This is a genomic window from Mesorhizobium sp. L-8-3, from assembly GCF_016756615.1.
Classification (GTDB): domain Bacteria; phylum Pseudomonadota; class Alphaproteobacteria; order Rhizobiales; family Rhizobiaceae.
In genome coordinates this window covers 4,397,860-4,423,883 of sequence record NZ_AP023262.1, presented here as the reverse complement: position 1 = coordinate 4,423,883, position 26,024 = coordinate 4,397,860, and the positions used below count along the sequence as shown (strand labels likewise).

The window sequence follows — 26,024 nt, the reverse complement described above, 5'->3', positions numbered from 1 at the left end:
CCCTGTGCCCCTGCCCGACCGGGCCGTCACTTCACCTGGCTTTTCACGAAATCCTTGACGATGGCGACGATGCCGCGCGACAGCAGGCTGTCGAGTGCGTCAGCGAAACGGTCGACATGCTCGTTCCCGCAGATCAGCGGCGGCTCAAGGCGGATGACGTTGCGGTTGTATTCGGTGAAGGCGACAAGCACGTCGTAGTCGCGCAAGAGCAACGCTCCGACGAAACCCGACAGCGACCCCTTGAGCTTGTCGTCGAGCACGCTGACGACAGGCCGCAGCACCATCGGCAGGGTCTGCGAGAAGTCGTGGAATTCCAGCCCGACCATCAGGCCCTTGCCGCGCACATCCTTGATGATCGTCGGATACCTGGCCTTGAGCGCCTTGAGCCTGTCGAGCAGATGGTCGCCGACGGATGCGGCATTGTCGATCAGGCCATCGTCATAGAGGACATTGAGCGCTTCGATGGCCGTGATCGCGGCCTCGCCGATGCCACCGAAGGTCGCGGCCGCGTGGACCATGGCGGTCTTCGGCGTGCCATAGGCCTTCATGTAGACATCGCGGCTGGCTATCATCGCCCCGACCGCGGCCTTGCCGCCGCCGAGCGACTTGGCAAGGGCCGTCACGTCGGGCACCACGCCGTAATGCTCGAAGGCATAGAAGCACCCCGTCCGGCCATAGCCGCACTGGACCTCGTCGGCCACCCAGAGGACGCCGTAGCGGTCGCAGAGCCCGCGCAGCTTGCGCCAATAGTCCGTCTCGGCCTGGATGATGCCGCCGCCGCCCTGGATGGTCTCCAGCACGATCACGCCGATGGCCGGGTCCGATCGGAAGGCGTTCTCGACCGCTTCGATGTCCCCGAAGGGGACGCGCACCGTGTTGTCGACCAGCCTGAATTCGCCGCGATAGAGTTGACCGTCGGTGATCGACAGAACGCCCTTGGTCTTGCCGTGGAAGGAATTCTCGGCATAGACGATCTTCGGCCGCTTCGGCCCGGCGGCACGCTCGGCCACCTTGATCGCCGCCTCCATCGCCTCGGACCCCGTCGAACCGAGAAACACCATGTCGAGCTCGCCCGGCGAGCAGGCGGCGAGATTGTGCGAGAGGGCCGCCGCATATTGCGACATGAAGGCGATCGCGATCTCGTGCCGCTTCTCCTCCTGGAACCTGCGGCGCGCCTCGAGAATCCTCGGGTGGTTGTGGCCGAAGGCGAGCGAACCGAATCCGCCGAAGAAGTCGAGGATCGCCCGCCCGTTCTGGTCGTAATAGTACATCCCCTCGGCGCGCTCGATCTTCACCTTATGGAAGCCCAGCAGCTTCATGAAATGGAGCTGGCCGGGATTGATGTGCGCCTTGAAGAGATCGGTGATGCGGGCAACGTCGAGGTTCTTCGCCTGTTCGACGGTGATCAGGTGGGGTTTCGGCGTGCCGTTGCTGGCAAGTTCGCCGGCGCGGTCGCCGCCATCAGCGGTTTTGGTCAAGGCGTTCATCACTCGCTCCTGTCTCACTCCGCCGCAACCCGGCTCTCCGAGGAGGCCCGGCCATCCCTGGCGGCGCGGTATTCACTGTAGGCGGCGATCAGCATGTCCTCGTCGCGATAGCGCGGCACCCAGCCGAGCTCGCGTTCGGCCTTCGATACGTCGAGCACACACATCTCGTCGGCGATCAGATACTGCTCCGGATCCATGATCGGCATGTTCAGGAAATCGAGCAGATCGAGCGTGCGCTTCACCGCCCAGGCCGGCGTCGGCAGGAGGACCGACTTCGACCCGGCATGCCTGACGAGGTCGCCGAGCAGCTTGCGGACCGGCGGCGGATTGAGCGATCCCAGATTATAGGCCTGGTTGGGCACGCCTGCCTTCCATGCGAGGCGTGCCGCCTCGGCGCAATCGAACACCGAGATGAACTGATAGGGGTTGCGACCCGAGCCGATCATCGGCACCGGCAGGTTCCAGTCGATCAGCTTGAACAGCTTCGCCAAAATGCCGAGGCGTCCGGGACCGATGATCAGCCGCGGCCGGAACAGGGAAATGCTCATGCCGCGCTCGCGCCACTGGGCCGCAAGTTCCTCGGTCTTGAGCTTGGACAGTCCGTATTCGCCGAGCGGCGCGGCAGGGTGATCCTCCGTCTGCGGCCAGGCATAAGTGTGGCCGTAGATCATGTCGGTCGTATAGTGGACGAGCTTGCCGGCGCCGGCCTTGTCCATGGCCTGGATGATGTTCTCCGTGCCGTGGAAATTGACCGGCCAGAAGAAATCGTGACGCTTGGCGCGAACCTGGATCGGCGAAAGCATCTTGGCCGAAAGGTTGTAGACCATGTCGTCGGGCCCGATGCCGACCGCCGCGACCGAGGCCGGATCGGTCACGTCGCATTGGACGAAACGCGCCGGCCGGTAGTGCGGCAGTTCGCTCCTGACGATGTCTGCGACGATCACCTCTTCGCCGTCGGCGAGAAGCAGAGGCACGAGATGGCGGCCGACGAAACCGTCGCCGCCGAAGATCACATGTTTCATTGGACGATCTCGCTTGTCTGGACCGGCTTGGAGGGATCGGCTTCAGGTGCGGCATGGCTGCGTCCGCTCTGGGCGATCAGCACCGTCCCGACGCAGATGAAGCCAATGCCGGCGATGCGGTAGGCGTTGAGGTCCTCTCTGAACACGAAATAGGCGAAGACGGCCACCGCCACATAGGCAAGGCTGAGGAAGGGATAGGCGAAGGAGAGTTCGACCTTCGACAGCACATAGAGATGCGAAGCCATCGACACGACGAAGGTGAGGAGGCCTGCGAACACCCATGGACTGAATACGATCTGCAGCAGCCGCAGTACCGGATTGGCGCCCTCGAAGGAAATCGGCCCAAGCGTGATCATGCCCTGCTTCAGCATGAGCTGCGCGGCGGCATTGGTCATGACCGTGAAGAGGATGAAGGGTATGTATTTCATGCGTCACCTGTCCTGACCAGTACTAACACCAATGTCGAAACATTTCGTGAATAGACGAAATAAAAAGCAAATTCAGTCTGTTAGTTCTTCCTTTGAAACTTCTTCCGAAACGCCCTCAGGCGGCTGCCGCCGCCCCGCCCGGAGCGGCCGGCAGCCTCAGCGCCGTGCGCGCCCAGAAGGCCGAAAGGAAGACGGGGTCTCTCAACCTCTCCAACTCCCGCCAGTTCGGAAACGAGGCCGCGAAGGTCGTCGCAGCCATGCGTGCATCCTTGTAGGGATTGACCGCCCCACCCGCGCCGACGGTAATCCGGTCGAGTTCGGAAAGCAGCGCCAAGGTCGACGCGCCGTGATTGGGAAAGTCGAGCGTGAGCGTGTAGCCCGGCCGCGGAAACGAAAGCAGCCCGGGCGAGCGCACGTCGCCGAACCGCTTGAGCACGGTCAGGAATGAGCCCCGCCCGGCCGTGCGCGCGGCTTCCAGCATCCGTGGGATCGCTTCGCGCGCCGCCTCGAACGGGATCACGCTCTGGTGCTGAAACAGGCCGCGCGGCCCGTAGAGACGGTTCCAGTTGCCGAGGCTGTCGAGCGGGAAGAAGAACGCCCGATAGCCGCTCCGCCGCGGCTCGGCCGACGCGCCCTTTCTCCAGCGATAGGCGGCATTGAAGACGGACAGGAAGGGGCGATTGAGCACATTGACCGGAACGCGGAACGGAACCGAAAGGCGCGGCGCTGACAGGGGCGCCGCGCGACCTCCTTCCGGGCAGTGATTTCCAGTCATCATGAGACCGCGCCCGGCATCACGGCCCGACGCGAGTTGGTCGACCCAGGCGACGGCATATTCATTGGCCTGGTCCGCAGCTTGAGCGAGATCGAAATACTCGCCGAGGTCGCGGAACGGCGTCACCTGCTCGGTTACGTCGAGCGAAGGCACCCGCATGAGACGGATCACGGCAGACAGGATCAGACCCGTCAGTCCCATGCCGCCAATGGTGGCGGCGAAGAGCGGGGAGTTTTCGGTTGCCGAGCAGGCATGCAAGCGCCCATCCGAACGCAACAGCCGCAGCGATTCCACATGGCTGCCGAAGCTGCCGCGGCGATGGTGGTTCTTGCCATGGATATCGTTGGCGATCGCGCCGCCGAGCGTGACGAATTGCGTGCCGGGCACCACGGCCGGAAAGAAGCCGCGCGGCGCGGCGGCGGCGATGATATCGGAAAGCAGCGCCCCGGCTTCCGCCTCCATAAGCCCGGTCTCGGGATCGAAGGACAGCATGCGGTTCATGCCGCGCATGTCGACGACGGTTCCGGAATCTGCCTGGCAACTGTCGCCGTAGCTGCGCCCGTTGCCGTAGGCGAGAAAGGAGCGGCGACGCATGTCTGCCGCCTTCAGGCCGGCGATCGCCTCCCGGGGAAGGATCGCGGCACGCGCCGGCGGGGTCGCCAGGCCGAAGCTCTGGAAGGCGCTCATGACACGTTGCTCGCGACCACGAGCATGATCGCGCCGATGCCGGCGACCAGTTGGCTTCGCCAGTCGCTGATGATGAAGACGACGGGATCGTCATGCATTTCGTCCCGCCGGGCCAGGATCCAGACTCGCATGGTCAGATAGAGCACGATCGGGGCCAGCGGCCAGATCATCCAGGGATGCGGGTAGAGCTCGCGCACAGCGGCGCTGTCGATATAGAGCGCCAGCACCAGCGCGGAGGAGAAGGCGGCCCCCATCCCCGCCTGCGCGATGATCTCCTGGTCCTCGGTGCGGTAGCCGCGGCCGGCGATCCGCTCTTTGGCGGGCAACGGCGTCGAACGCAGCTCGACGTAGCGCTTCACCAGCGCGAGCGACAGGAAGAAGAAGATCGAGAAGGCGAGCAGCCAGAACGACACTTCGGTGCCGGTCGCGGCGGCGCCCGCAAGGATGCGCGTCGTATAGAGGCCAGCCAGCGCGAGCACGTCTATCAGCAGCATGCGCTTGACCGCCAGCGAATAGGCCGTCGTGCCAACGAGATACGCGGCGAGCGCCGCCCAGAACAACGGCGGCAGGAACGCCGCGGTGAACAAGCCGACCGCCAGCAGCACGGCCATGGAAACGAGCCCGAACCGCATCGACAGAAGCCCGCTGGCGAACGGCCGGCTGCGCTTGGTCGCGTGGCGGCGATCCAACGTCAGGTCGAAGAAGTCGTTGACGATGTAGACGGCCGACGCGCAGGCGCTGAAGGAGACGAAGGCCAGCAGGCAGGCCAACAGCATGTTCAGGTTCAGATATTCGTGCGCCAGCACCATCGGCACGGCGATCAGGCTGTTCTTGAGCCATTGATGGGCGCGCAGCATTTTTGCGACGGTCCGCAAGGTCGGCTTCGGCGTCTCCAGGAGCTCGCAGCGGTGCATCGCCTGCCAGCGCGCGGCTTGGCGGTCCGGCGCGACGACGATCGCCTCGCGCGCGGCATCGAACACCTTCAGGTCGTGACGGCTGTTGCCGACATAGTCGAAACCGCCGTCGCCATAGGCTGCGGTGAGCACGGCGCGCTTTCGCCCGGCGGTGACGTTCTCCCGGCCTTCGGTGGCGATCACGGTATCGAAAAGGCCGAGATGGGCGGCGATGGCGTCGGCGAACTTACGGGGGGTTCCGGTGGCGAGCACGATGCTGCGGCCGGCATCCCGTTCGCTGCGCAGCCGGTCGAGCACCGCAGGCCGATATGGCAGCACGGTAGCGTCGATATCGACACGGGCGGCAATCTCGAGCTTCAGCCGCGCCGGCCCGCCGGTCGCGATCCACACCGGCACCATGAACAGAAAAAGCGGATTGCGCCTGATAAGCAGGAACAGGCCTTCCCACAGAAGATCGGTAGCAATCAGCGTGCCGTCGAGGTCGACGGCCAGAGGCACCGCATTCCCGTCCGATCGCACGTCCATCGCCGTCGTTCCGCCGTCTCCCGCATTGTCTGCGGGGTGACCCATAACGGACGAGCACGCTACCGACCGTTAATCCCCCGCATCCGGCAGAGCCACTCTAGCCTGTTTTCAACCTGAAGGTTAACCGGTGATTGCAGGGTATACACAAAGGCCGGGTTTGAGACCCGGCCTTTGCTTCATGCTCGCACAGAGGACGTCTACTTGATCCTGGCAGCCCCGCCGGAGATCTCGATGGTCTCCGACCCCGTCAGCGCTTCGCGGTCGCCATTGGGCATGGTGACGAAGCAGCCGTTCGGGCAGAACTCGACGGTCTGACCGGCAGGCAGTGCAAGCTCGGTCTTGTTGCCGCCTTCGGTGACGACCAGGGTACGCGGCTCCGAGTCGAGATTGACTGCGCTCGCAGCCATCCCGTGGCCGTCCATCGCAAGGAGCGCGGCGAACGCGAGACAGTATTTCTTCATTGCGATACCGGTGTTACCACCGCCTCTGTTGCACTGAGAAGGGCCTTCGGCCTTCTTTCGTGGGACCTTATAGGACTTCCATCCTGAACGGCAACTGAATGCGCCGTTCAGGCGCGGTTTCGCCGGAATTGGCGGATCGTGCCCCGCCGATCGGGAAGCCTCAATGGGGATCGGGCTTCCGGACCCTGCCCTTTCGTTTCGGGGCTGCCCTCTCGGCCTCCCTGGCGGCGGCGGCCCGGTGCTTCTCCATGAGATCCGCATCCGCCCGGTCGTCGTCGGTGGGCCAGGCCTCGGTCGCCTGCTCGGAAGCGGCAGCCCTGACGAGGAGTTCCCGGTGAGGATAAGGAATGGTGATCCTCTCGCGCTCGAACGCGTCCACAATCGCGAAGCGGATATCGTTCTGCACGCTCACACCGTTGAGGATGTCGGACAGGAAGACACGAACCTCGAAGTCGAGCGAGGATTCGCCGAAGTTCACGAAAGCCACGGCGGGTTCAGGATTCTTGAGCGCCATCGGATGGTTGCGAGCTATCTCCAGGAGGAGGCTGTGGACCTTCCTCGGATCGGAACCGTAGGCCACCCCGACCCTGACTTCGATGCGCCCGAGCTTGTTCTTGTGCGTCCAGTTGCCGACCGCGGCATTGATCAGCTCGGAGTTCGGCAGGATGACGGTCTGGCGCTGGAACGTCTCGATCTCGGTGGCGCGAACGCTGATTTTCTTGACCGTGCCCGTGACGGCGCCCGCCACGATCCAGTCACCGACCTTGAACGGACGCTCGGCCAGCAGGATCAGGCCCGACACGAAATTGGAGACGACGTTCTGGAGGCCGAAGCCGATGCCGAGGGAGAGCGCACCGGCGACCAGCGCCAGATTGGAAAGGTCGATGCCGGCGGCCGAAACGCCGATCAATGCCGCGAGCGCGACGCCGGCATAGCCGACGGCGGTGCGAATGGAGTTGCGGACGCCGGCATCGAGCTTGCCGCGTGCCATGACCGAACCGTCGAGCCAGCCCTGGAACCAGCGGGTAACGAAATAGCCCAGCACGAAGACGATGATGCCGGTGAGGATGCCGGTCAACGAAAAGGAGAAGGAGCCGATCTTGATCTCGGTCGCGAACCTGTAGATCCAGGCGGTGATGTCGCCCGGCTGGAACCCCCAGAGAAAAAGGATCAGTGGCAGGCCGATGATGAGCACGAGGATGTTGACCGCGATGCTGACGACGAGCCCGAGTTGGTCGAGCGTGGTCTCGTCGAGCTTGAAGACCTCGCCGAGACGCTGACCCATCTTCGTATTGGCGAAGGCGCCTTCGTCGGACATCGCGCGCGACGACAGGAAGCCGAGATACATGGTCGCCAGCACCGCGCCGGTGATGACGATCTGAGCCGACATGAAGCGCGCCAGCCCGATATAACCGAGCAGTGCCGCGATGATCGTGGCGCCGCCCAGAAGGAACAGGGTGAAACGCAACAGCGGATGCCAGCGCCGTGGCCGGCCATCGTCGCCGGAAGCAGGCCTCACCATCCCAATGAAGATGACCAGCAGGCCGGTAAGTACCGTCGAGATAAGACTCTCGCCGACCGTCAACGCCAGAGGCGAACTCAGCACCTGGTAGACCTGGCTGAGGAATGCGTCGACGCCGGTGAAAAGCGCGGTGGCGAAGACCAGCCAATGGAGCAGCCGCGCCGCCCCGGTGTCCACGTCGATCAGCCGCCAGTTCGGCAGCTTGGGCGATAGCACCGCATCGCCCAGGCGATGGACGAAGAACACGATCCCGATGACGCTGAAAAGCGAGGCCATGATCGTGGCGATATCGGGCCGCAACACACCGAAATACTGATAGAGCAGATAGGTCGTTGCCAGGAACACGCTCACGGCCGCGGTCGGAACCAGTGTCGACCAGAAGGCCACGGACAGGCGGCTGAGATAAGACGGCTCCTCCACCAGAGGGTCGGCATCGAAGAGATCGCCGAACAGCCGCCGCCCGCCGACCAGCAGCACCACAGCAGCCACCAAGGCGAAGAAGGTTGCGGCGAGCACCGACTGCAGCTTGAACTGCACGACGAAACGAAGCCACGACGATACGGTCCGATAGAAGGTGGCCATCTCGGAATAGGCGGCACCGACGACTTCTCCCAGCAACTCGTAGCCGACGTCATAGCGTTTGGTCAGAAGGCTCTGGAACAGCTCCCGGCGGATTTCGGCGATATTGTTGATCAGGCCGGTAACGCGGATCGACATGCTCTCCGCATTGCCCAGCAACACGTTGATCTCGGCCTTGTCCGCCACCAGTGACTTTCGCTCCGACGCGACCGCCTCCGGTTCGGGCGGCTGCCCCTCCGCCGGCGCCGGGCCGAGCTGCTCGAGCCGGGCATTGATCTCAGCGAGGCGCGGACGAAAGGCGACGCCGCTCGCCAGCAATTGGCGCGACAGCTCCTCGAGCCCGGTCCTGATCTCGACGAGATTCGCGTCGTCCTGCGAATTGGCGCCGATCTTCTTTTCGAGCGCGTCGATCCTGGCCCCGAGTTGGCCGACGACCTGCTGCTGCTCGGCGAGCAGTCCGTTTCCCGGGCCGCTGCCGTTCTGTGCGCCAGCAAGCGTGGCCCAAAGTACGGCCAGAAGCAGGATCAGGGGGACGGCGAAGCGCCGGAAGGACAGGATCGGCATGGGGTTCTGCAGGCTGTGCCCTCTGCGTGACGGTTGAATCCGCGCCCTTGATAAAGATGCCCGCAGTCAGGGGCAAGCCACGCCTCCCGGAAGACAAGGCGCAACGGCAACGCCGGCCTCGGGAGTCGGCCCTGCGAAAGGGCGTGGCGCAATCCTTGCCTTGGTCCGTCGGCCGCCCCGATAGTGTGCGCCGGAATCAGCAACGGATCACAACTGCCAATGGCGGAATATTCGGCCCTTTCGCTCTTCAGGAACGCTCTTGGCGGCAATCGCGACTGGAAACCGGCATGGCGCAAGCCGGAGCCGAAACCCGCCTATGAAGTCGTCGTCATCGGCGGCGGCGGACACGGCCTGTCCACCGCCTATTATCTCGCCAAAGAACACGGCATCACCGACGTGGCGGTCATCGAGAAGGGCTATCTCGGCTCGGGCAATGTCGGCCGCAACACGACGGCCGTGCGCTCCAACTACCTCCTGCCCGCCAACACCCGCTTCTACGAGCATTCGATGAAGCAGTGGGAGACGTTGTCCCACGAACTCAACTACAATGTGATGTTTTCGCAGCGCGGCGTGCTCAACCTCGCCCATTCGCCCGCCCAGCTCGACGACTATGCCCGCCGCGGCAACGCCATGCGCCATGACGGCATCGATGCCGAGCTGATGAGCCCCGCCCAGCTCGCGCGGGAGGTACCCGGCCTCGACCTGTCGGCCTCGGCGCGCTTCCCGGTGGTGGGAGGCCTCATGCAGCGGCGTGCCGGCACGGCCCGGCACGACGCGGTGGCATGGGGTTATGCGCGCGGCGCCGACCGGCGCGGCGTCGACATCGTCGAGAACTGCGAGGTGACCGGCTTCCTGCGCGACGGCGACCGCATCACCGGCGTGACCACCACGCGCGGCGAGATCAGGGCGAGGAAGGTTGCGGTCGCGGTCGCCGGCAGCACCGGGCATGTCATGCGGCTCGCCGGCATCGAAAGGCTGCCGATCGAGAGCCATGTGCTCCAGGCCTTCGTGTCGGAATCGCTGAAGCCCTTCCTGAACACCGTCATCACCTTCGGCATGGGCCATTTCTACATGTCGCAATCCGACAAGGGCGGCCTCGTCTATGGCGGCGACATCGACGGCTACAACTCCTACGCGCAGCGCGGCAACCTGCCGATTGTCGAGGAGGTGATGAGCGAGATGCTGGCGCTGTTCCCGAGCCTCGCCGGCGTGCGGGTGCTGCGTTCATGGGGCGGCGTCTGCGACATGTCCATGGACGGCTCGCCGATCATCACGACGGGGCCGCTGCCTGGCATGTATCTCAATTGCGGCTGGTGCTATGGCGGCTTCAAGGCAACGCCCGCCTCAGGCTTCGCCTTCGCCTGGACGATCGCGCGCGACGAACCGCACGAGATCAATGCGGCCTTCACGCTGGACCGTTTCCATCGCGGCCTCGTCATCGACGACAAGGGCCAGGGCGCGACGCCCAGATTGCATTAGACAATGAGAATGATCCTCTCCACGTCCCCCTTTCCCGCGGAGCGCAAACCATGCTGATCCGCTGCCCCTATTGCGGCTCGCGCGACGTCTCGGAATTCACTTACCAGGGCGACGGCAACCGCACCCGCCCCGATCCGGCATCGACGGATCAGGCCGCATGGAACGCCTATGTCTACGACCGGCTCAACCCGGCCGGCGAGCATCATGAGATCTGGCAGCACTCGGGCGGCTGCCGGGCCCATCTCGCCGTCACCCGCAACACGCTGACGCACAAGATTTCCAATGTCGCGATGGCGCGCGACCTGCGCGAAGCCGGAGCGAAGCCATGAGCGCACGCCGCATCGACGCGGGCCGGCGCATCGACCGCAGCCGCACCATCCGCTTCACCTTCGACGGCCATCCCTATACCGGCCACCCCGGCGACACGCTGGCGTCCGCTCTGCTCGCCAACCGGGTCTCGCTGTTCGGCCGATCGTTCAAATACCACCGGCCGCGCGGCGTGATCGCCGCCGGCGTCGACGAGCCCAACGCGCTGGTGACAGTGCTGCGCGACGACGTGCGCGAGCCGAACATCCCGGCGACAATGCTGGAGATCCATGACGGCCTCACCGTCGTCAGTCAGAACCGCTTTCCGTCGCTCGGCCTCGACATCGGCGCCGTCAACCAGGTGGCCGGCAATCTTTTTTCCGCGGGGTTCTACTACAAGACCTTCATGGGCCCGGCGATCGGCCCGCTGAGAGGCACGCGCTTCTGGATGTTCTGCGAATACTTCATCCGGCGCGCGGCAGGCCTCGGCCGGGCGGGGCTGGCGAAGGATCCATCGCGCTATGAACGCATGAATGCCTTTTGCGACGTTCTGGTCGTCGGCTCCGGGCCCGCCGGCCTCATGGCGGCGAAGGCCGCCGCCGACCAGGGCAGGCAGGTGGTGCTGACCGAACTCGATGCGCGCTTCGGCGGCTCCGCCAACTGGTCGGGCGAGACGATCGGCGGCGCCGGCGCGGCCGATTGGGCCGAGGCGACCGTGCGCGACCTTGCCGGACGCGGCAATGTCCGGCTGCTGCCCCGCACGACGGCCTGGGGCTACTACGACGACAACACGATCGCCGCGCTCGAACGCGTCACCGACCACAAGGCCGCGCCTGCCGAGGGCGAGCCGCGCCACCGCCACTGGACGATCCGCGCCGGCGCCGTGGTGCTGGCGACAGGCGCTTTCGAGCGCCCGCTGGTGTTTCCCGGCAATGACAGGCCGGGCGTGATGCTGGCCGACTCGGCCGTCCGCTACGCGGTCGAGTTCGGCGTGCTGCCCGGCGCGAGGATCGCGATCCTCACCAACAACGACAGCGCCTACCGCGCGGCCGCCGCGCTCGCACGCGCAGGGGCGACCATCGTCGCGATCGCCGACGTGAGGGCCGACATCTCGGCAGCCGCACACGAACTGGCCGCCGAGACGGGTGCGGAGATCTTGACCGGCCATGCCGTCGTCGCCACCGAGGGCAAGGCGCTGGCAGCCATCAAGGTCCAGAAATTCGATGCCGCCACGCGAGCCTTGTCGGGCGATCCGCGCAGCATCGCGGCCGACCTGCTCGCCGTCTCCGGCGGCTGGTCGCCGGCCATCCATCTCGCCAGCCAGGCCGGCGCGCGGCCGGCCTGGCATGACGGCCTGCAGGCCTTCCTGCCGCCGAAACCAACGCAGCGCTGGTTCGGCGCGGGCGGCTTCAACGGCAGCTTTTCGACGTCCCGGGCGATCGAGGAAGGCCGGGACGCCGGCCTTGCCGCTTCGGGCGCGACCATCGGCAACGGACGGCTGCCCGATGTCGGCGAGACCGAGATCGACCATCACCCCGCCCCCGTCTTCGAGATCAGGGCCAAGGGCAAGGCCTTCGTCGACCTGCAGCACGACGTGACGGCGGAGGACGTGCGGCTCGCGCATCGCGAAGGCTTCGTCTCGGTCGAACATCTCAAGCGCTACACCACGCTCGGCATGGCGACCGACCAGGGCAAGACCTCCAACGTACCCGGCCTCGCCATCATGGCCGAGGCGCTCGGCAAGCCCGTGCCCGAAGTGGGCACCACCCGCTTCCGGCCGCCCTTCGCACCGGTTTCGATCGGCGCGCTCGCGGCGGAGCGCTACGGCGACCTGAAGCCCGAGCGGCTGACGCCGATGCACGACTGGCATGTCGAAAACGGCGCGACGCTCTATCCGGCCGGCCTCTGGTTCCGTCCGCAGATCTACGGGCTGCCCGGCGAGACGGTCGAGCAGGCCTATGTGCGCGAGGCGAAGGCTGTGCGCGATCATGTCGGCATGGTCGACGTCTCGACCCTCGGCAAGATCGCGGTCAGGGGACCGGATGCGGCAACCTTTCTCGACCGGGTCTACACCAACCTCTTCTCCACGCTCGCCGTCGGCAAGGCGCGCTACGGACTGATGCTGCGAGAGGACGGCTTCGCCTTCGACGACGGCACGACGTGGCGGCTCGGCCAGAACGACTTCCTGATGACCACGACCACCGCCAACGCCGGCAAGGTCATGCAGCATCTGGAGTATTTCCTCGACGTGATCTGGCCGGAGCTGAGAGTCTCCGTCACCTCCGTCACCGACGAATGGGCCGGCACGGCGATCGCCGGCCCGAATGCGCGCAAGGTCTTGGAAGCCTGCGTCACCGGCACGGCCGTCGACAATGCCACCCTGCCCTTCATGGGCATCGTGCATGGCGAGATCGCCGGCGTGCCGGTCATGATCTGCCGCCTCTCCTTCTCCGGCGAACTCGCCTATGAGGTCTATTGCGGAGCCGGCTTCGGCACCCATGTGTGGGAAGCTCTGCTGGAAGCCGGCGCCCCGTTCGGCATCCTGCCCTATGGGCTCGAGGCGCTCGGCACGCTGCGCATCGAGAAGGGCCATGTCACGGGGGCGGAGATCGACGGCCGCACCACGGCGCGCGATCTCCATCTCGACTGGATGCTGTCGAAGAAGAAACCCTTCATCGGCTCGGCCATGATGGACCGCGAAGGCCTTGTCGCGGCCGACCGCCTGCAGCTCGTCGGTCTCGTGGCGCTGGACGATCGGGCGCTCAATGGCGGCGCGCATGTCGTCGAAGAACTCGACCGGGCGCGCCCCCATGGTTCGATCGGCCACATCACGGCTGCCTGCTATTCGCCGGCCCTGGGCAAGCATATTGCGCTGGCGCTGGTGGCGAGGGGCAAGGCGCGCCACGGCACCCGCGCCTTCGTTTCCGACCCGCTGCGCGACCGCTTCGGCCCGGTCGAGATCGTCAGCCATCATTTCTTCGATCCTGAAGGGAGCCGCGTGCATGGTTGAGCCGGTTTCGCCGCTGCTCCCCGTCTGGAAGCCCGGGCCGCACGGTCGCCTCGCCGAGAGCGCGGGCGTCGTCCTCACCGAGACGAGGCCCGGCTCGATCGCCGAGGTCACCGCCTGGCCGGGCAAGGAAGCCTCCGTGGTCGCCGCGATCCGCACGGCGACCGGGCTCGCATTGCCGGAGGGCGCGGGCGCCGGCGTGGCGGAGGAAACGAAGGCGGTCTTCACCGTCGCGCCCCGCCGCTTCCTGGTGGTCGATCAGGCCGCCGGGACCGAGGCGGCCCTCGCCAGGCTGATTGGCGACGAAGACGGCGTCGTGACCGCCCTCTCGCACGGGCGCACGGCGATCCGGATTTCAGGCGCCCGTGCCGAATGGGTGCTGGCGAAATTCTTCGCGATCGATTTCTCGCCGGCCGCCTTTCCGGTCGGTGCGGGCCGATCGACCGCGCATCACGACGTCTTCGCCCAGATTCAGCGCACGGCGCCGGAGCAGTTCGACCTCTATGTGTTCCGCTCCTTCGCCAGGAGCTTCTGGACGGCGCTCTGCCACGGCGCTGCCGAAGTCGGCTACGAGGTGCGATAGCGCCGCCCGCCGGCATCTACCGGTCCACCCTTCGCAGCTGCAGCGCAACTGCTGTGGCGCCCGTCACGGATTTGCGCGAAGCGGGCACGCGGTGAACCTGCTGTGCATGAAGAGACCTCACCGGCAGGCGATCCGCTTCTTCTGGAGCGCTAACCTCGCTCGGGGTCGACCATATCGAGGAAGCGCGTCACGACATCCTCGCCCGCCACCGGCTCGCTGCCGACCATCACCGCCACCGAGAAGGCGATCAGCGACGACACCGGATTGTGGCTGCTGGCCCCTGCCCTCAGGTTCATCACCAATGTCGGGCACAGAAACAGCGCAAGCCGGATCACCTCGCGCCAGTCGGGCGACAGCAGCCCGCGCTCGGAAAGTGTGGCAAGCAGCGGCCGCCAGAAGGTCCCGGCCTTCACCTCGAGCAAGCCCAGGCGGATGCGGCTCGGCTGCCAGTCGGTGACGATGTCGAGCACGCCGTCGGCGAATGTCGCGTCCGCGCGATAGCGCGTCGCGGCCTCGGCCGGATCGTAGAGCCAGAGCGGATGGGCGAAGATGTTGTGGAAGGTCGCCTTGATCTCGGCGAGAAGCGTCGGCACGTGGCTGCCGGCGAAGGCCGGATCGAAGAAGGCAAGCGACGGCGCGCCGCCCCCTTCCACGTACCAGACATTGGCGTTGTGGGCGTCGCCATGTGCGGTCACGCCGCCTGCATCCGCCAGGCGATCAGGCCGCAGCCGCTCTGCCGCCGCGGCGAACAGCTCGCCGATCGTCCTGCGGTAGCGCACGCCGTTGATGACGACTGCCGCCCGGCTGAAAGCCTCCCAATCGAGCTCGACGCCGGGAAACCGGAAGCTCCGCCCGACATAGAAGTCGGCGAAACGCCCGCCCGGCAGCGCGCCGCTTTTCGGGTCGATCAGCCGTTCGTAGAACAGGCGATGGATCGGCTCGGCCGCGACTTCGGCCGCGTCAACGGGATGGAGCGTCTTGCGACAGACTTCGAGCAGCGCCTCGTTGAGCTTCCGTTCGGCCGCAAGCGCCCGCGCCTCGGCCGCTTCATCGGGAGCGAGATCGAGGCGGCGCAGGACATCGGAGAAGCGCGGATCGGTGCGGCGGCGATAGATCAGGATCTGCTCGCCAGGCAGCGCCGACATATGGACGGGATTGTCGACCGGCAGTCCGGCTTTGGCCAGGATGTCGGCGCGGTAATATTCGCCGCTCATCGCCTCCTCGCCCTCTTCCTGATGGAACTTGAAGAAGAAGGCTTCATCACCCGTCCGGAAGAAGCCGTTGAGCGAATTCAGGCTGTAGCGGTCGCGATTGATCTCTATTCGTTCGGCCTCAAGGCCGAAGAGGTCGCGCAGCAATTCCGCCAGCGCGCGGGCGGCGGCATCGCGATCCTCGGCTGCCAGCCGGCGGATCTCGGCGGTCCTGCTTTGCGTGACGGTCACGTCTGTCCCTTTCCGATGCCCCGACGAAGAGCCGGCATAGAGGGAGTCGGCGGTCATGGCTACGGGCGGCGCATCCTCACACGCCGCCCGCAGTCTTGATGTCAGGCCGCGACCGCCACCCGGCGGGAGCGTATACCTGCCACGATCATCAGCCCCGCCAGCAGGAGAATGAAGCTGCTCGCGGTGAAGACGCCGATGCCGCCGCTGGTGTCGAAGATCGCGCCGCCTGCCGCAGCGCCCAGCGCAATCGCGAACTGGATCGCCGCGACGAGCAGACCGCCAGCGCTTTCCGCCTGGTCGGGCACCGTGCGGGTGAGCCAGGTCGACCATGCCACCGGCACGGCGCCGAAGGCCATGCCCCAGATCGCCACCATCACCGCGCCTGCCGCGGGCTCGCTGCCCACCGTCACCAGGCCGAGACCCAGAAGGCCCATCAGCAGCGGCATCGACAGCAGCGTCATCCGCAGGCTGCGCTCCAGCAGGGGACCGGCCAGGAGCGTGCCGAGGAAATTGGCGATGCCGAAGCCGAGCAGGATGCCCGAGACGCCGCCGATGCCGACGCCGGTCACGGTTTCCAGGAAGGGACGCACATAGGTGAAGAAAGCGAAATGCCCGGTGAAGATCAGCATGGCCGCAAGCATGCCGAGCGCGATCCCGGGTCGCGCCAGCACCTCGCCCAGCGTGCGCAGGCCCGCCTGCCCCGTCGGCGCGATCCTGGGAAGCGTCGCGAACTGCACTGCCAGCGCGACGCCGGCCAGGACAGCGGTGAGCAGGAAGACGCTTCGCCAGCCGATCACCTCGCCGAGATAGCTGCCGACCGGCGCGGCCAGGATCGTGGCGGCGGAAACGCCGCTGAACATGATCGACAGGGCCCGTGGCACCAGCGCCTCGGGCACGAGGCGCATGGTCACAGCCGCCGACATCGCCCAGAAGCCGCCGAGCGCGGCGCCGAGCAGCACACGGCCGATGAGGAGCAGCGGCAGCGATGGCGCGAGCGCGACCAGCAGGTTCGAAATGATCAGCATCGCGGAAAAGGCGAGCAGCACGACACGCCTGTCCAGATCCCCGACCGCGGCCGGGATCAGCAGGCTCGCCGCCAGCGCCACCAGCGCCGTCGCCGTGACGGCCTGACCCGCCAGTCCTTCGGTGATACCGAGATCGGCCGCCATCGGCGTCAGCAGGCTGGCCGGCAGGAACTCCGCCGTCACCAGCCCGAACACGCCGAGCGTCATCGCAATGACGGCGTCCCAGGCGGGCTTGTCCCGAGCCGGCATATCTCGGATGGACCTGTCTCGGGCCGGCTTGTCTCGGGCTGGGGCCGCCTCCGCCCGTGGTGATGGTTCGCTCATCGTCTGTCCTTTCAAGAGGAGCTGTGCTGCAATGCAGCAGAATTAGGATGGACATTCCGGACGCACCATGTCACTGCATTCGGAATGCTTGATCGAAAGTCCGAAACCGGCACGCAGCCATCCGCCCGGCAAGTTCCGCCGGATCTCGTCAGCGAGCTGTTGATGGGGATGCGCCTGGTCGGCGGCAACTATCGCCGCATCCAGCTCTCCGCCCCCTTCGGCGTCCGCTTCGGCACTGTGGAAGGACGGGCGCAGTTCCATTTCGTCGCGCGAGGGCCCGTGCTGTTGCGCCGCAAGGACGGCGGCGTCCATGTCATGGATACCGGCGATGCCGTGCTCCTGCCGCGCGGCGGCCTGCACGACCTCATCTCAGACCGCGACCTGCCCTGCCGCGACGTCTCCACCTACGAGGCGGCGCTGCTTTGCCAGAGCGTCAGCGAGATCAAGGATTGCAACGGCTGCCGCTCGACCGACGTGATCGTCTTCAGCGGCTGCATGGATTTCGATCTCGGCGGCATGCACCCGCTGGTCGCCCTGATGCCCGAGGTGATGTTCGTGGGCACGCTGATGGAGCGTTATCCCGAGATCCTGCCGATGCTGGAGGCGATGGAGCGCGAGGCGCGCGACGCCCGTGCCGGCTTTGCCGGCATATTGGCGCGGCTCGCCGACGTCGTCTCGGCCTTCATCGTGCGCGGCTGGGTGGAATGCGGTTGCGGCGACGCCACCGGATGGGTGGAAGCGCTGCGCGACCCGCGCCTCGGCCGCGTGATCGCCGCCCTCCATCGCGATCCCGGCCGCAACTGGACGCTGGCCGACCTCGCTGCCGAAATGGGCAGCTCACGTTCCGTCTTCGCCGAGCGCTTCCTGGCGGTGACGGGCATGACGCCGGTGCGCTACCTGACCGAACTGCGCATGCGGCTCGCCTCGCAATGGATCGGCCGCGACCGGATGCCGATCGAGACCGCCGCCCACCGCCTCGGCTACGGCTCCCAGGCCGCCTTCAGCCGCGCCTTCAAGCGCGTGATCGGCAGCCCGCCTGGCGTAGTGAGGGGTGGCGGGGCTTCGGCGGACGTCTGATAGCTCCGCACGGAGGAAAAGGCGAGTTGGTGCGTCCTTCGAGGCTCGCTGCGCTCGCACCTCAGGATGAGGAACGTAGTGCCAGCCTCCATCGTCCCGAGGTGCGCAGCGCCAACGCTCTTCAGCCTTGGCGCCGGCCTCCCTCGTATCTGCCGGCTCCTGTTCTTCGGCCGGGGATAACCGAGCAGCCGGCTGTCCTGTTAAAAACTGGAAATTTACAGGACGGGCCTGTTATTCAGGCATGCCGTCGAAGGCAGGGTGACGGGGCAATGCTTGCGGCGCTCGCGCCGCCGTCGCCGGCCTGCCGACATCTCGCGAAGGATCGGAGAGGACCGCCTGCCGGGAGGGCTCGCCTCGTTGTGCGGATATGTACTTCCACCAGCGCGTCGTGTGAAGAAGGATTCCATAGTACACGACAGAGTGAATGATGACCCCGTTTGGGGGTGGCGCGCTGCCCTACCTTCGTCATTCTCGGGCCCGAGCCTACGCGAAGCGTGGGCGAGGAGACCCGAGAATCCATGCCGTGAAAATCGCGGTTGACTGCTTCGGTGTAGAATATGTGCTGGGCTTGGGCGGATGGATCGGGGAGCCATCCTCTTCCTCGACCGTCTGCGACCTTCGGATCGGTCACGGAATGGATCCACGGATCGGTGCGCCCTCCGCTTCGCTGCGTGCGCTCGTCCGTGGATGACGAAGCGGATATGTTGCCGCTGATCACCCGCGACCGCTGCGTCGTGTATTGTGGAAAGATTCACGCGACACCCTGCAGGTTTTTGATTTAGTGCATGCCTCTTTTTCCCGAAACCGCTGCTCACTTTCGGGAGATATGCTCAGGCGACTCGGCCGGAGCCGGCGGACGCAATTCATCACGTTGAAAGCAGGCGTCAAAAATTCACTGTGGCGGCGCCGGTGTCAACGGTGGTCAGCAAGGATTGATCGACTGCAGGGATGTGCGCCTGCCATCCATGACATGAATTCCTGCTGATCGAGCACCCGTGCCGAGATGCCGTATCAGCGGGCCGATCCATACGCTCGCCTGCCCGCCCCTTTTTCAGCGAAGGGCGGGCAGGCCTGGCTTCAAGGCCGGATATTGTGGTTGACCCGGAAGAGATTGGCCGGGTCGTATTCGCGCTTGACCGCGACGAGCCGGTCGTAGTTGTCGCCGTAGGCGGCACGCACGCGCGCTTCGCCCTCGTCATCCATCATGAAGTTGACATAGGCCCCGCCATGCTGATTGTGCTTGTGCACCGCGGCCCAATAGTCGCTCGCCCAGCGTTTCAGCGCCGGCGCCATCATCGGGTCGGGATCGATGCCGGCGATGACCATGGACCAGCGCGCGCCCCGTGCGCCCCAGGCGGTGGCATCGGAAGCCACGTCCTGGACCGCCCCGTCGATTGGGTAGAGATGCATCAGCGACAGCTCGCTGGGGCTCTTCGCGCTGTGCTCGACATGGGTGGCGATCGCCGCATCGGAGAGTTCGTCGACATAGTCGCCCTTCCAGTGCCATTGCAGCCCCTTCGGCAGCAGCGGATCGAACAGGCCCTGCAGATCGACGAAAGGCATCTGCATCATCCCGTCCATCAGCGCCGCCGGCAGCGCGTCGCGCGCCGGCTTCATCGCCCGCATGCCCTCCTCTTCCGTGCCGTTGTAGCAACTGATCAGCGCGCAGATGCGCCTGCCCCAGATCTCGCGCGGGAACGGATCGCAGGACGGCACGGTCTTGATGCCGAAGAACATGCCCAGTTCCCGCGGCGCGCCGGGCAGGAAGTCGCGATACCAGCGCATGACCTCGGGGGCGTCGGCGATATCGTAGAAGATCGGCCCGGCATAGACGTCCTTCGCCGGATGCGCCCGGAAGAAAAAGGCCGTCACGACGCCGAAATTGCCGCCGCCGCCGCGCAGCGCCCAGAACAGGTCCGGATGCTTGTCCTTGCTTGCGGTCACGACGCTGCCGTCGGCCAGCACGACTTCGGCGGCAAGCAGGTTGTCGATGGTGAGGCCGTGCTTGCGCGTGAGATGGCCGGTGCCGCCGCCCAGCGTCAGCCCTGCCACGCCGGTGGTCGAGACGAGGCCTGCCGGCACAGCCAGCCCATGGGCGCTGGTGGCGCGATCAACGTCGCTTTGCGTGCAGCCGGCTTCGGCACGAACCGTACGGGTATGCGGGTCGACGTCGACCCGCTTCATCGGCGACGTGTCGATGACCATGCCACCGTCGCAACCGCCGAAGCCCGGACCGCTGTGGCCGCCGCCGCGAATGGCGACGAGCAGGTTCCACTGCCGGGCATGATTGACGGCTGCGACGACGTCTTCGACCTCGGCGCAAGGGACGATCCAGCGCGGCCGCTTGTCGATCGCGGCATTGTAGAGCGCGCGCGCCTCGTCATAGGCCGGATGGTTTTCGCCGATGAGGCCCGCACGGAGCCGCTCGGGGAAGTCGTGTGGGGTCATTGCCTTCTGCATCTTGATCTCTCAGGTTCGGAGCAAGTCATATCGGCGCCGCAGCGCAGACGAGCACAACGTCCCGCGCCCTGGATATTTGCTGATCGCCGGTTGAATCTGCCGCATCCATGCGGCTGTGCTTGTCTTACGCCGGTTTCTTTTCAGGTGTTTTTCTGAAGCGGCGCGGGAGTGTTTCGATTGTTTCAGGGGTGAGCAGGGGCGCAAATTGTAGCGGATCGGGTGGGAACTCCGATGCCGGGTGCGCCGGGGCAAAGGGGGCGCCCCGATCCATCGCGATCCTGGCCGGAACTGAAGCTGGCCAACCTCGCCGCCAGGATGGCAGCGCACCTTCCCCGAGCGGTTTCTGCCCGCACCCCAACCCGAGACCGGACTTCTGCGACGATTTCGATCCGGCGAGTCGCGAGATCAAGCAGGAACGTAGGTCAACCTGATCACATCCTCGCCAATCCGATCATTGGTCATAAGGCGGAGCGGCGGCCGGGGGCCGGCGAAATACGGCTTGCCGTGACCAAGCACGACGGGGTGCAGGTAGATTCGATACTCATCGATCAAGCCAAGTTCGGTGAGGCTTTGCGCCAAGTCCGGGCCAGCAACTTCGATCTCCCCGTCGCGCTCGACCTTCAGCGCGCGAATCGCGCCCTCCAGATCACCCTCAACAAGCCTGGCGTTGGGGCCGACCGACTTCAACGAGCGCGAGACGACCCATTTCGGCTGGTTGCGCCACGCCGCCGCGAAGGCGTGATGTTCTGCATCCCATTCAGCATGATCGTCATCCCAGTAGCGCATGATCTCGTAGATTTTGCGACCGTACACGCTGCCCGCCTGGCCCTGAGCCTCCTCGATGAAGTGACGGAAGAGCGTGGGGCTCGGCGCGAACGCCATATGGTCGACGTAGCCGTCCAGGGACTGGTTCATTCCGAACACGAGCTTGGCCATGCCTTTTTTCTCCTCCCAAGCGCCGCGCGACCGGGGCGCAATGCAAAATGGTCTGCGCCAGGGCGCAGTTGGATTTGATATGTACTCCCCCCACCCAGCAAGCGCCGGCGTGATGCCTCATGCGGTGCGGGGTCGCCACGGCTCGTGCTCGTGCGCGAGCCAGACCAGCTCGGGTTCCAGCGCGTGCACCCGCAGCTGGCCTTCGGTGTGCGGCTCGTCGAGCTCGCCAAACCAGACCGCCACGTCGCCGCCAACGACGACCGGGCGCCCGCCAGTCTCGACGACGACGACCTGCATGCCGGCTGTGTGGCCCGGCGCCGGGACAAGCCGGAGCCCGGGAAGCAGTTCGAGTTCGCCGTCGACCGGCACATACCGCACGCCGGGCGCATCGACCCACTCGCGGATGGTGTACTCGTCCTCGCTGCGCGCGTCGTCGAGCTCCCGACGCTGGACGTAGATCGGCTTGTCGGCGAAGAGGTGGTTGCCGCCGCAATGGTCGGCGTGCAGGTGTGTGTTGACGACGATGTCGATGCCGGCGAGGTCGAAGTCCTGCCTGCTCAGTGGATGGAGGCGGGGATCGAGGTCGGCCACCGCCGGGTGCAGCTCCGTCATGCCGGTGTCGACCAGTACGCGCGCATCGGGATGGTCAATGACGTGCACGTAGACCGGCATCCGCCCGCCCTCGACAAGCAGGTCGGCAACGAGGATTGGCGTGATGGTGATCGAGGCGGGGGCGTTCATCTTCTCATCTCCGTCAACATTTGCACGCTGCTTGCCAGGTCGCGCATGTCCTCGATGAAGTGGCGGAAGAACGTGGGACTCGGCTCAAACGCCATATGGTCGACTTAGCCGCCCACGGACTGGTTCATTTCGAACACGAGCTTGGCCAGGCCACTTCCTTTCCTCACGCGGCATATCCGCGGCTCTGATTGCGTTATGCAAGCAGTTTCAAGTTAGATCGACTGATCTTAAATTGCAATCGGTTTTTGGAGTGCGCATGAATGACCACGCCCGGGCTGCCCGATCAATCCGACTCTCGATGCCCTGGGGGAGCGCCGGAGCCTGATCGTCATCCGCGACCTGATATGAAGCCGACAAGACCGGGTTGCTGAAAGCCGAAGCGGTCCGGCCGCATCAACCCGGCCGCTTCCTGGCGGGGGTCGCGCCATCGCCGACACCGGCCGCATATCGAAATCCCCACAGCCGCTGCCCGTGGCCCGCGGGTTCCTTCCTCGGGGACTTTCGTACGCCTGCCGGCGCCCGAAACTCTTCACGTCAGCGGATTGGCAGCTTTCGGGATGTCGTTCCGCTCCGATCCCCACGTCAGCATCAACCGCAGTCCTGCTGCGGGGCCTCTGAACTCGGATATCAGGTTTCTGTATTCCGTAGCAGTGGTGTACCCTTCCTGACGAGATGTCACTGAACCCGCTTGAAACAATTCGTGCCGCGCGGGCTGCTTACGACAGGGGTGCCTGGGCAGACGCGGTCGAATTGTTCCTGAATGCGGACGCCGAGTCGGAGCTCGGGACCGACGACCTCGAGGCACTGGTCTGGGCTGCGGGGATTTCGGCGCAGGATCGGGTCATGCTCGACGGGCTGGAGCGGCTTTACGCGCAATTCTCCGCCAACGAGAACCACGAGGAAAGCGCACGCACGGCATTCTGGTGCGGATTGCGGAACATGCTGATCGGAGAGGTCGGACTGGGATCCGGCTGGCTTCAGCGCGCAGCCAAACATGCCGAACAGACCGCGCCTGATTGCGTGCAACGCGGGTATCTGCTCCTTCCTCAAGTCTACATGCACCGGGGAAAAGGCGACTACGAAGCGGCGATCGAACTTGCAGACAATGCAATCGCCATCGGAGAGAAAGGAGACGATCCCGACCTGATCGCCATGGCTGGCAGCCTCAAGGGCGGAATCCTTTTTCGGCTCGGACGCATCGACGAGGGGTATGTCCCGATAGACGAGGCAATGCTGCTCGCCAACGGCCGACGGCTTTCGCCGGTGGTATGCGGCGTGGTCTATTGCGAGATCGTTGCCTCCTGCTGCCGTGTTCTCGAGATGGTGCGCGCGCGCGAATGGACCTCGATCCTCACCGACTGGTGCCGGCGCAATCCCCAGGCCAGGGCCTTCAACGGCGTCTGCCAGGTGCACCGGGCCGAGGTGTTCCAACTCGAGGGCCACTGGGCAGAAGCCTTCGAGGAGGCGGAGCGCGCCGGTGACGGCCTGAGTGGCACGACCGAGCACACCGCGATGGCCAATGCCGCCTACCGGCGCGGGGAGATCCTGCGCCTGCGCGGCGAGTTCGACAAATCCGATGCCGAGTATCGCCTGGCCGGTGAAATCGGGGTGGACCCGCAGCCCGGACTGGCGCTGCTGCGCCTTGCACAGGGCCGGCGCGAGGAGGCGATTGCCGGGATTCGGCGCGCTTTAGAAACGGCCGGCGACATGCCCCGCAAGGTGGCACTGCTGCCCGCGGGCATCGAGATATTCATCGCCTGCGGCGACCTGGACGCCGCCGAACGGCTGTGCGGCGAAATGTCGGACATCGCGGAGCGCTTCGGCACGGAAATCCTCGCCCGCGTGGCCGATCAGGGACACGCCTCGCTGGCGCTGGCGCGCGGTCAGTTCGGCGACGCGGTCCCCCCGCTCACCCGAGCCCGGCGCTACTGGTCGGAATTCGGCGCGCCCTATCTCGTTGCGCGTCTGCGCGTCGACATCGGGCGTGCCTGCGCGGAGCTCGGCGACACCGAAAGCGCCGAAAGGGAGTTCGACGCAGCCGAGAATATTTTCGAGGAGCTCGGCGCGGCGCCCGATCTGGCGCGAATTCTCGAGTTGCGGGCCGGTTCCACGGCGGCGGGAGCCGACAATCTGACGGCGCGCGAGCGGCAGGTGCTGGCGCTGGTCGCCGACGGCGGCACGAACCGCGAGATCGCCAGGCAACTCAGGCTCAGCCCCAAGACAGTGAACCGCCATGTCGAGAACATTTTCAACAAGCTCGGGGTTTCCTCGCGCGCCGCCGCCGTTGCCAAGGGCTTGCAGACCGGCTCGATTGACGCGCGGCGGAATGGGTAGAACACCCCATTCCTGAAAGATGCGGCATGGGTCATACGAACGATGAAAGCCGCGTGTCCAGAGGACTAGGCTCGTCTCCGCAACGACCACAGGAGAAGAGCCATGGCCGACACACGCACATCCGACAGGGCCCGCACCGGCCGCCACCCCGCCGACCTGGTGGAAACGGGGAATCTGCTCAGAACCCAACCGGACACATTCCCGGCGGCATCGCTCCGGCAACCGGCCGAAGCCAGGCCCGAACGTCACGACGTCGTGGTGATCGGCGCCGGCCAGGCGGGACTGTCCGTCAGCTATCACCTCAAGCGGAGAGGCATCGACCATGTCATCCTTGAGGGTGCGCCCCGCGTCGGCGACGTCTGGCGCAACCGCTGGGACTCGCTGCGCCTCTTCACGCCGGCGAAGTTCGACTCGCTCGACGGCTATCGTTTCCCGGCGCACAAGGACACCTTTCCCACCAAGGACGAGATGGCGGATTACCTCGAAGCATATGCCGCGAAATTCGACCTGCCGGTGCGCGTGAACGAGCCGGTCAGGCGGCTGCACAAGGCGAACGGCCGCTTCCGCCTGGAAACCAAGGACCGCGTTTGTGAGGCGGACCGCGTGGTTGTCGCGGCGGCAAGCTATCAGAAGCCGCGCCTGCCGGCCTTGGCCAACGATCTGGACCCGCAGGTTTTCCAGATGCACTCGCACGAATACCGTAACCCCGCCCAGCTTCCGAACGGCCCGGTGCTGCTGGTCGGCGCCGGCAACTCGGGCGCCGAGATCGCAATGGACCTGGCCAAGACGCACAAGGTCTATTTGTCCGGACGTGACGTCGGCCACATTCCGTTCGATCCCGTCGGCTTCCTTGGACGAAAACTGCTGGTTCGCCTCGTCATTCGCGGACTGTTTCATCGCATTCTGACGATGCGGACGCCGATGGGGCGCAAGTTCCGCTCCAGGATGCACGGTCACGGCATGCCGCTGATCCGGACACGGCCGGGTCAGCTGAAGCGCGCCGGGGTGCGGCGGATCGGGAAAATCGCCCGGATCAGAGACGGCAAGGCGGTCGCCGACGACGGCGCAGAAGTCGCTTTTGCGAGCGTGATCTGGTGCACCGGCTTCGATCCCGGCTTCGACTGGATCGACCTGCCGGTCCTGGACGGGCGCGGCGACCCTCGCCACCGGTTCGGCAAATCAACCGACGTGGCTGGGCTGTATTTCGCCGGGCTTCATTTCCAATATGCAGTGTCCTCGCCGTTGGTCTCAGGCGTCGGGCGCGACGCCCGCCGTGTCGTGGGCTGGATTGACGCTGCAAGAAATGGCTGATGCCGCGCCTCCCGGAGTCCCCGCTGAAACAAGCG

Annotated in this window: 19 protein-coding genes and 1 pseudogene; 7 read left to right on the top strand and 13 right to left on the bottom strand. The window is 65.7% G+C overall.

From position 1 onward, the window contains the following. Window positions 1-26: 26 nt before the first annotated feature. The 7 genes from JN302_RS20470 to JN302_RS20440 form a co-directional block, all read right to left on the bottom strand. The gene (locus JN302_RS20470; protein WP_202304493.1) at window positions 27-1,487 is read right to left on the bottom strand and encodes an aspartate aminotransferase family protein; all 1,461 of its coding nucleotides are present in this window, start codon (window positions 1,485-1,487) and stop codon (window positions 27-29) included. Window positions 1,488-1,501: 14 nt separating this feature from the next. After that, window positions 1,502-2,509 (bottom strand): NAD-dependent epimerase/dehydratase family protein, encoded by a 1,008-nt coding sequence (locus JN302_RS20465; protein WP_202328793.1) that lies wholly within the window; start codon window positions 2,507-2,509, stop codon window positions 1,502-1,504. After that, window positions 2,506-2,937 carry an EamA family transporter gene (locus JN302_RS20460; protein ID WP_202304489.1) on the bottom strand — a complete coding sequence of 144 codons (432 nt, stop codon included), beginning with the start codon at window positions 2,935-2,937 and terminating at the stop codon, window positions 2,506-2,508. Before JN302_RS20460 ends, JN302_RS20465 begins: the two co-directional genes overlap by 4 nt. 115 nt (window positions 2,938-3,052) lie before the next feature. Continuing rightward, complete coding sequence (locus tag JN302_RS20455) at window positions 3,053-4,399, bottom strand: FAD-binding oxidoreductase (RefSeq protein ID WP_202328791.1); 1,347 nt, start codon at window positions 4,397-4,399, stop codon at window positions 3,053-3,055. Next, window positions 4,396-5,838, bottom strand: a complete 1,443-nt coding sequence (locus JN302_RS20450; RefSeq protein ID WP_202328790.1) for a UbiA family prenyltransferase — start codon at window positions 5,836-5,838, stop codon at window positions 4,396-4,398. Before JN302_RS20450 ends, JN302_RS20455 begins: the two co-directional genes overlap by 4 nt. Before the next feature lie 197 nt (window positions 5,839-6,035). After that, complete coding sequence (locus JN302_RS20445) at window positions 6,036-6,299, bottom strand: hypothetical protein (RefSeq protein WP_202304486.1); 264 nt, start codon at window positions 6,297-6,299, stop codon at window positions 6,036-6,038. 160 nt (window positions 6,300-6,459) lie between these two features. Then, window positions 6,460-8,964, bottom strand: a complete 2,505-nt coding sequence (locus JN302_RS20440) for a mechanosensitive ion channel family protein (RefSeq protein ID WP_202304485.1) — start codon at window positions 8,962-8,964, stop codon at window positions 6,460-6,462. Window positions 8,965-9,183: 219 nt separating this feature from the next. Here JN302_RS20440 and JN302_RS20435 point away from each other — a divergent pair, with 219 nt between their 5' ends. The 4 genes from JN302_RS20435 to soxG are packed head-to-tail and all read left to right on the top strand — an operon-like array spanning window position 9,184 to window position 14,339. Beyond that, window positions 9,184-10,443 carry a sarcosine oxidase subunit beta family protein gene (locus JN302_RS20435; protein ID WP_202304484.1) on the top strand — a complete coding sequence of 420 codons (1,260 nt, stop codon included), beginning with the start codon at window positions 9,184-9,186 and terminating at the stop codon, window positions 10,441-10,443. A gap of 50 nt (window positions 10,444-10,493) precedes the next feature. Next, window positions 10,494-10,772: a sarcosine oxidase subunit delta family protein gene (locus JN302_RS20430; RefSeq protein WP_202328789.1), complete on the top strand. Its 279-nt coding sequence runs from the start codon at window positions 10,494-10,496 to the stop codon at window positions 10,770-10,772. Beyond that, on the top strand, window positions 10,769-13,759 hold the full coding sequence (locus JN302_RS20425; RefSeq protein WP_202328788.1) for a sarcosine oxidase subunit alpha family protein: 2,991 nt from the start codon (window positions 10,769-10,771) through the stop codon (window positions 13,757-13,759). Before JN302_RS20430 ends, JN302_RS20425 begins: the two co-directional genes overlap by 4 nt. Beyond that, complete coding sequence (gene soxG, locus JN302_RS20420; RefSeq protein ID WP_202328787.1) at window positions 13,752-14,339, top strand: sarcosine oxidase subunit gamma family protein; 588 nt, start codon at window positions 13,752-13,754, stop codon at window positions 14,337-14,339. Before JN302_RS20425 ends, soxG begins: the two co-directional genes overlap by 8 nt. Window positions 14,340-14,488: 149 nt before the next feature. On the opposite strand, the gene JN302_RS20415 is transcribed toward soxG, so the two are convergent. Both JN302_RS20415 and JN302_RS20410 read right to left on the bottom strand, forming a co-directional pair. Then, window positions 14,489-15,781: a hypothetical protein gene (locus tag JN302_RS20415; RefSeq protein ID WP_202334376.1), complete on the bottom strand. Its 1,293-nt coding sequence runs from the start codon at window positions 15,779-15,781 to the stop codon at window positions 14,489-14,491. A 101-nt stretch (window positions 15,782-15,882) separates the two neighbouring features. Then, window positions 15,883-17,055 (bottom strand): MFS transporter, encoded by a 1,173-nt coding sequence (locus JN302_RS20410; RefSeq protein WP_202328786.1) that lies wholly within the window; start codon window positions 17,053-17,055, stop codon window positions 15,883-15,885. Between the two features lie 159 nt (window positions 17,056-17,214). Here JN302_RS20410 and JN302_RS20405 point away from each other — a divergent pair, with 159 nt between their 5' ends. Continuing rightward, a complete protein-coding gene (locus JN302_RS20405; RefSeq protein ID WP_202328784.1) occupies window positions 17,215-18,207 on the top strand; it encodes an AraC family transcriptional regulator in 993 nt (330 codons plus the stop codon). 1,077 nt (window positions 18,208-19,284) lie between these two features. On the opposite strand, the gene JN302_RS20400 is transcribed toward JN302_RS20405, so the two are convergent. From JN302_RS20400 to JN302_RS39205, 4 genes and pseudogenes are all read right to left on the bottom strand, one after another. Then, window positions 19,285-20,667, bottom strand: coding sequence for an FAD-binding oxidoreductase (locus tag JN302_RS20400; protein WP_244845790.1), 1,383 nt, complete (start codon window positions 20,665-20,667; stop codon window positions 19,285-19,287). Between the two features lie 405 nt (window positions 20,668-21,072). Continuing rightward, window positions 21,073-21,603: a dihydrofolate reductase family protein gene (locus JN302_RS20395; protein WP_202328782.1), complete on the bottom strand. Its 531-nt coding sequence runs from the start codon at window positions 21,601-21,603 to the stop codon at window positions 21,073-21,075. A gap of 117 nt (window positions 21,604-21,720) precedes the next feature. Continuing rightward, a complete protein-coding gene (locus JN302_RS20390) occupies window positions 21,721-22,344 on the bottom strand; it encodes an MBL fold metallo-hydrolase (RefSeq protein WP_202328781.1) in 624 nt (207 codons plus the stop codon). Window positions 22,345-22,346: 2 nt separating this feature from the next. Then, window positions 22,347-22,493, bottom strand: a pseudogene (locus tag JN302_RS39205) (dihydrofolate reductase family protein); the annotation flags it as partial. Window positions 22,494-23,094: 601 nt separating this feature from the next. Here JN302_RS39205 and JN302_RS20385 point away from each other — a divergent pair. Together JN302_RS20385 and JN302_RS20380 are read left to right on the top strand one after the other, a co-directional pair. Further along, window positions 23,095-24,678, top strand: coding sequence for a LuxR C-terminal-related transcriptional regulator (locus tag JN302_RS20385; protein WP_202304474.1), 1,584 nt, complete (start codon window positions 23,095-23,097; stop codon window positions 24,676-24,678). Between the two features lie 102 nt (window positions 24,679-24,780). Further along, window positions 24,781-25,989, top strand: coding sequence for a flavin-containing monooxygenase (locus tag JN302_RS20380; protein WP_202304472.1), 1,209 nt, complete (start codon window positions 24,781-24,783; stop codon window positions 25,987-25,989). Window positions 25,990-26,024 lie beyond the last annotated feature (35 nt).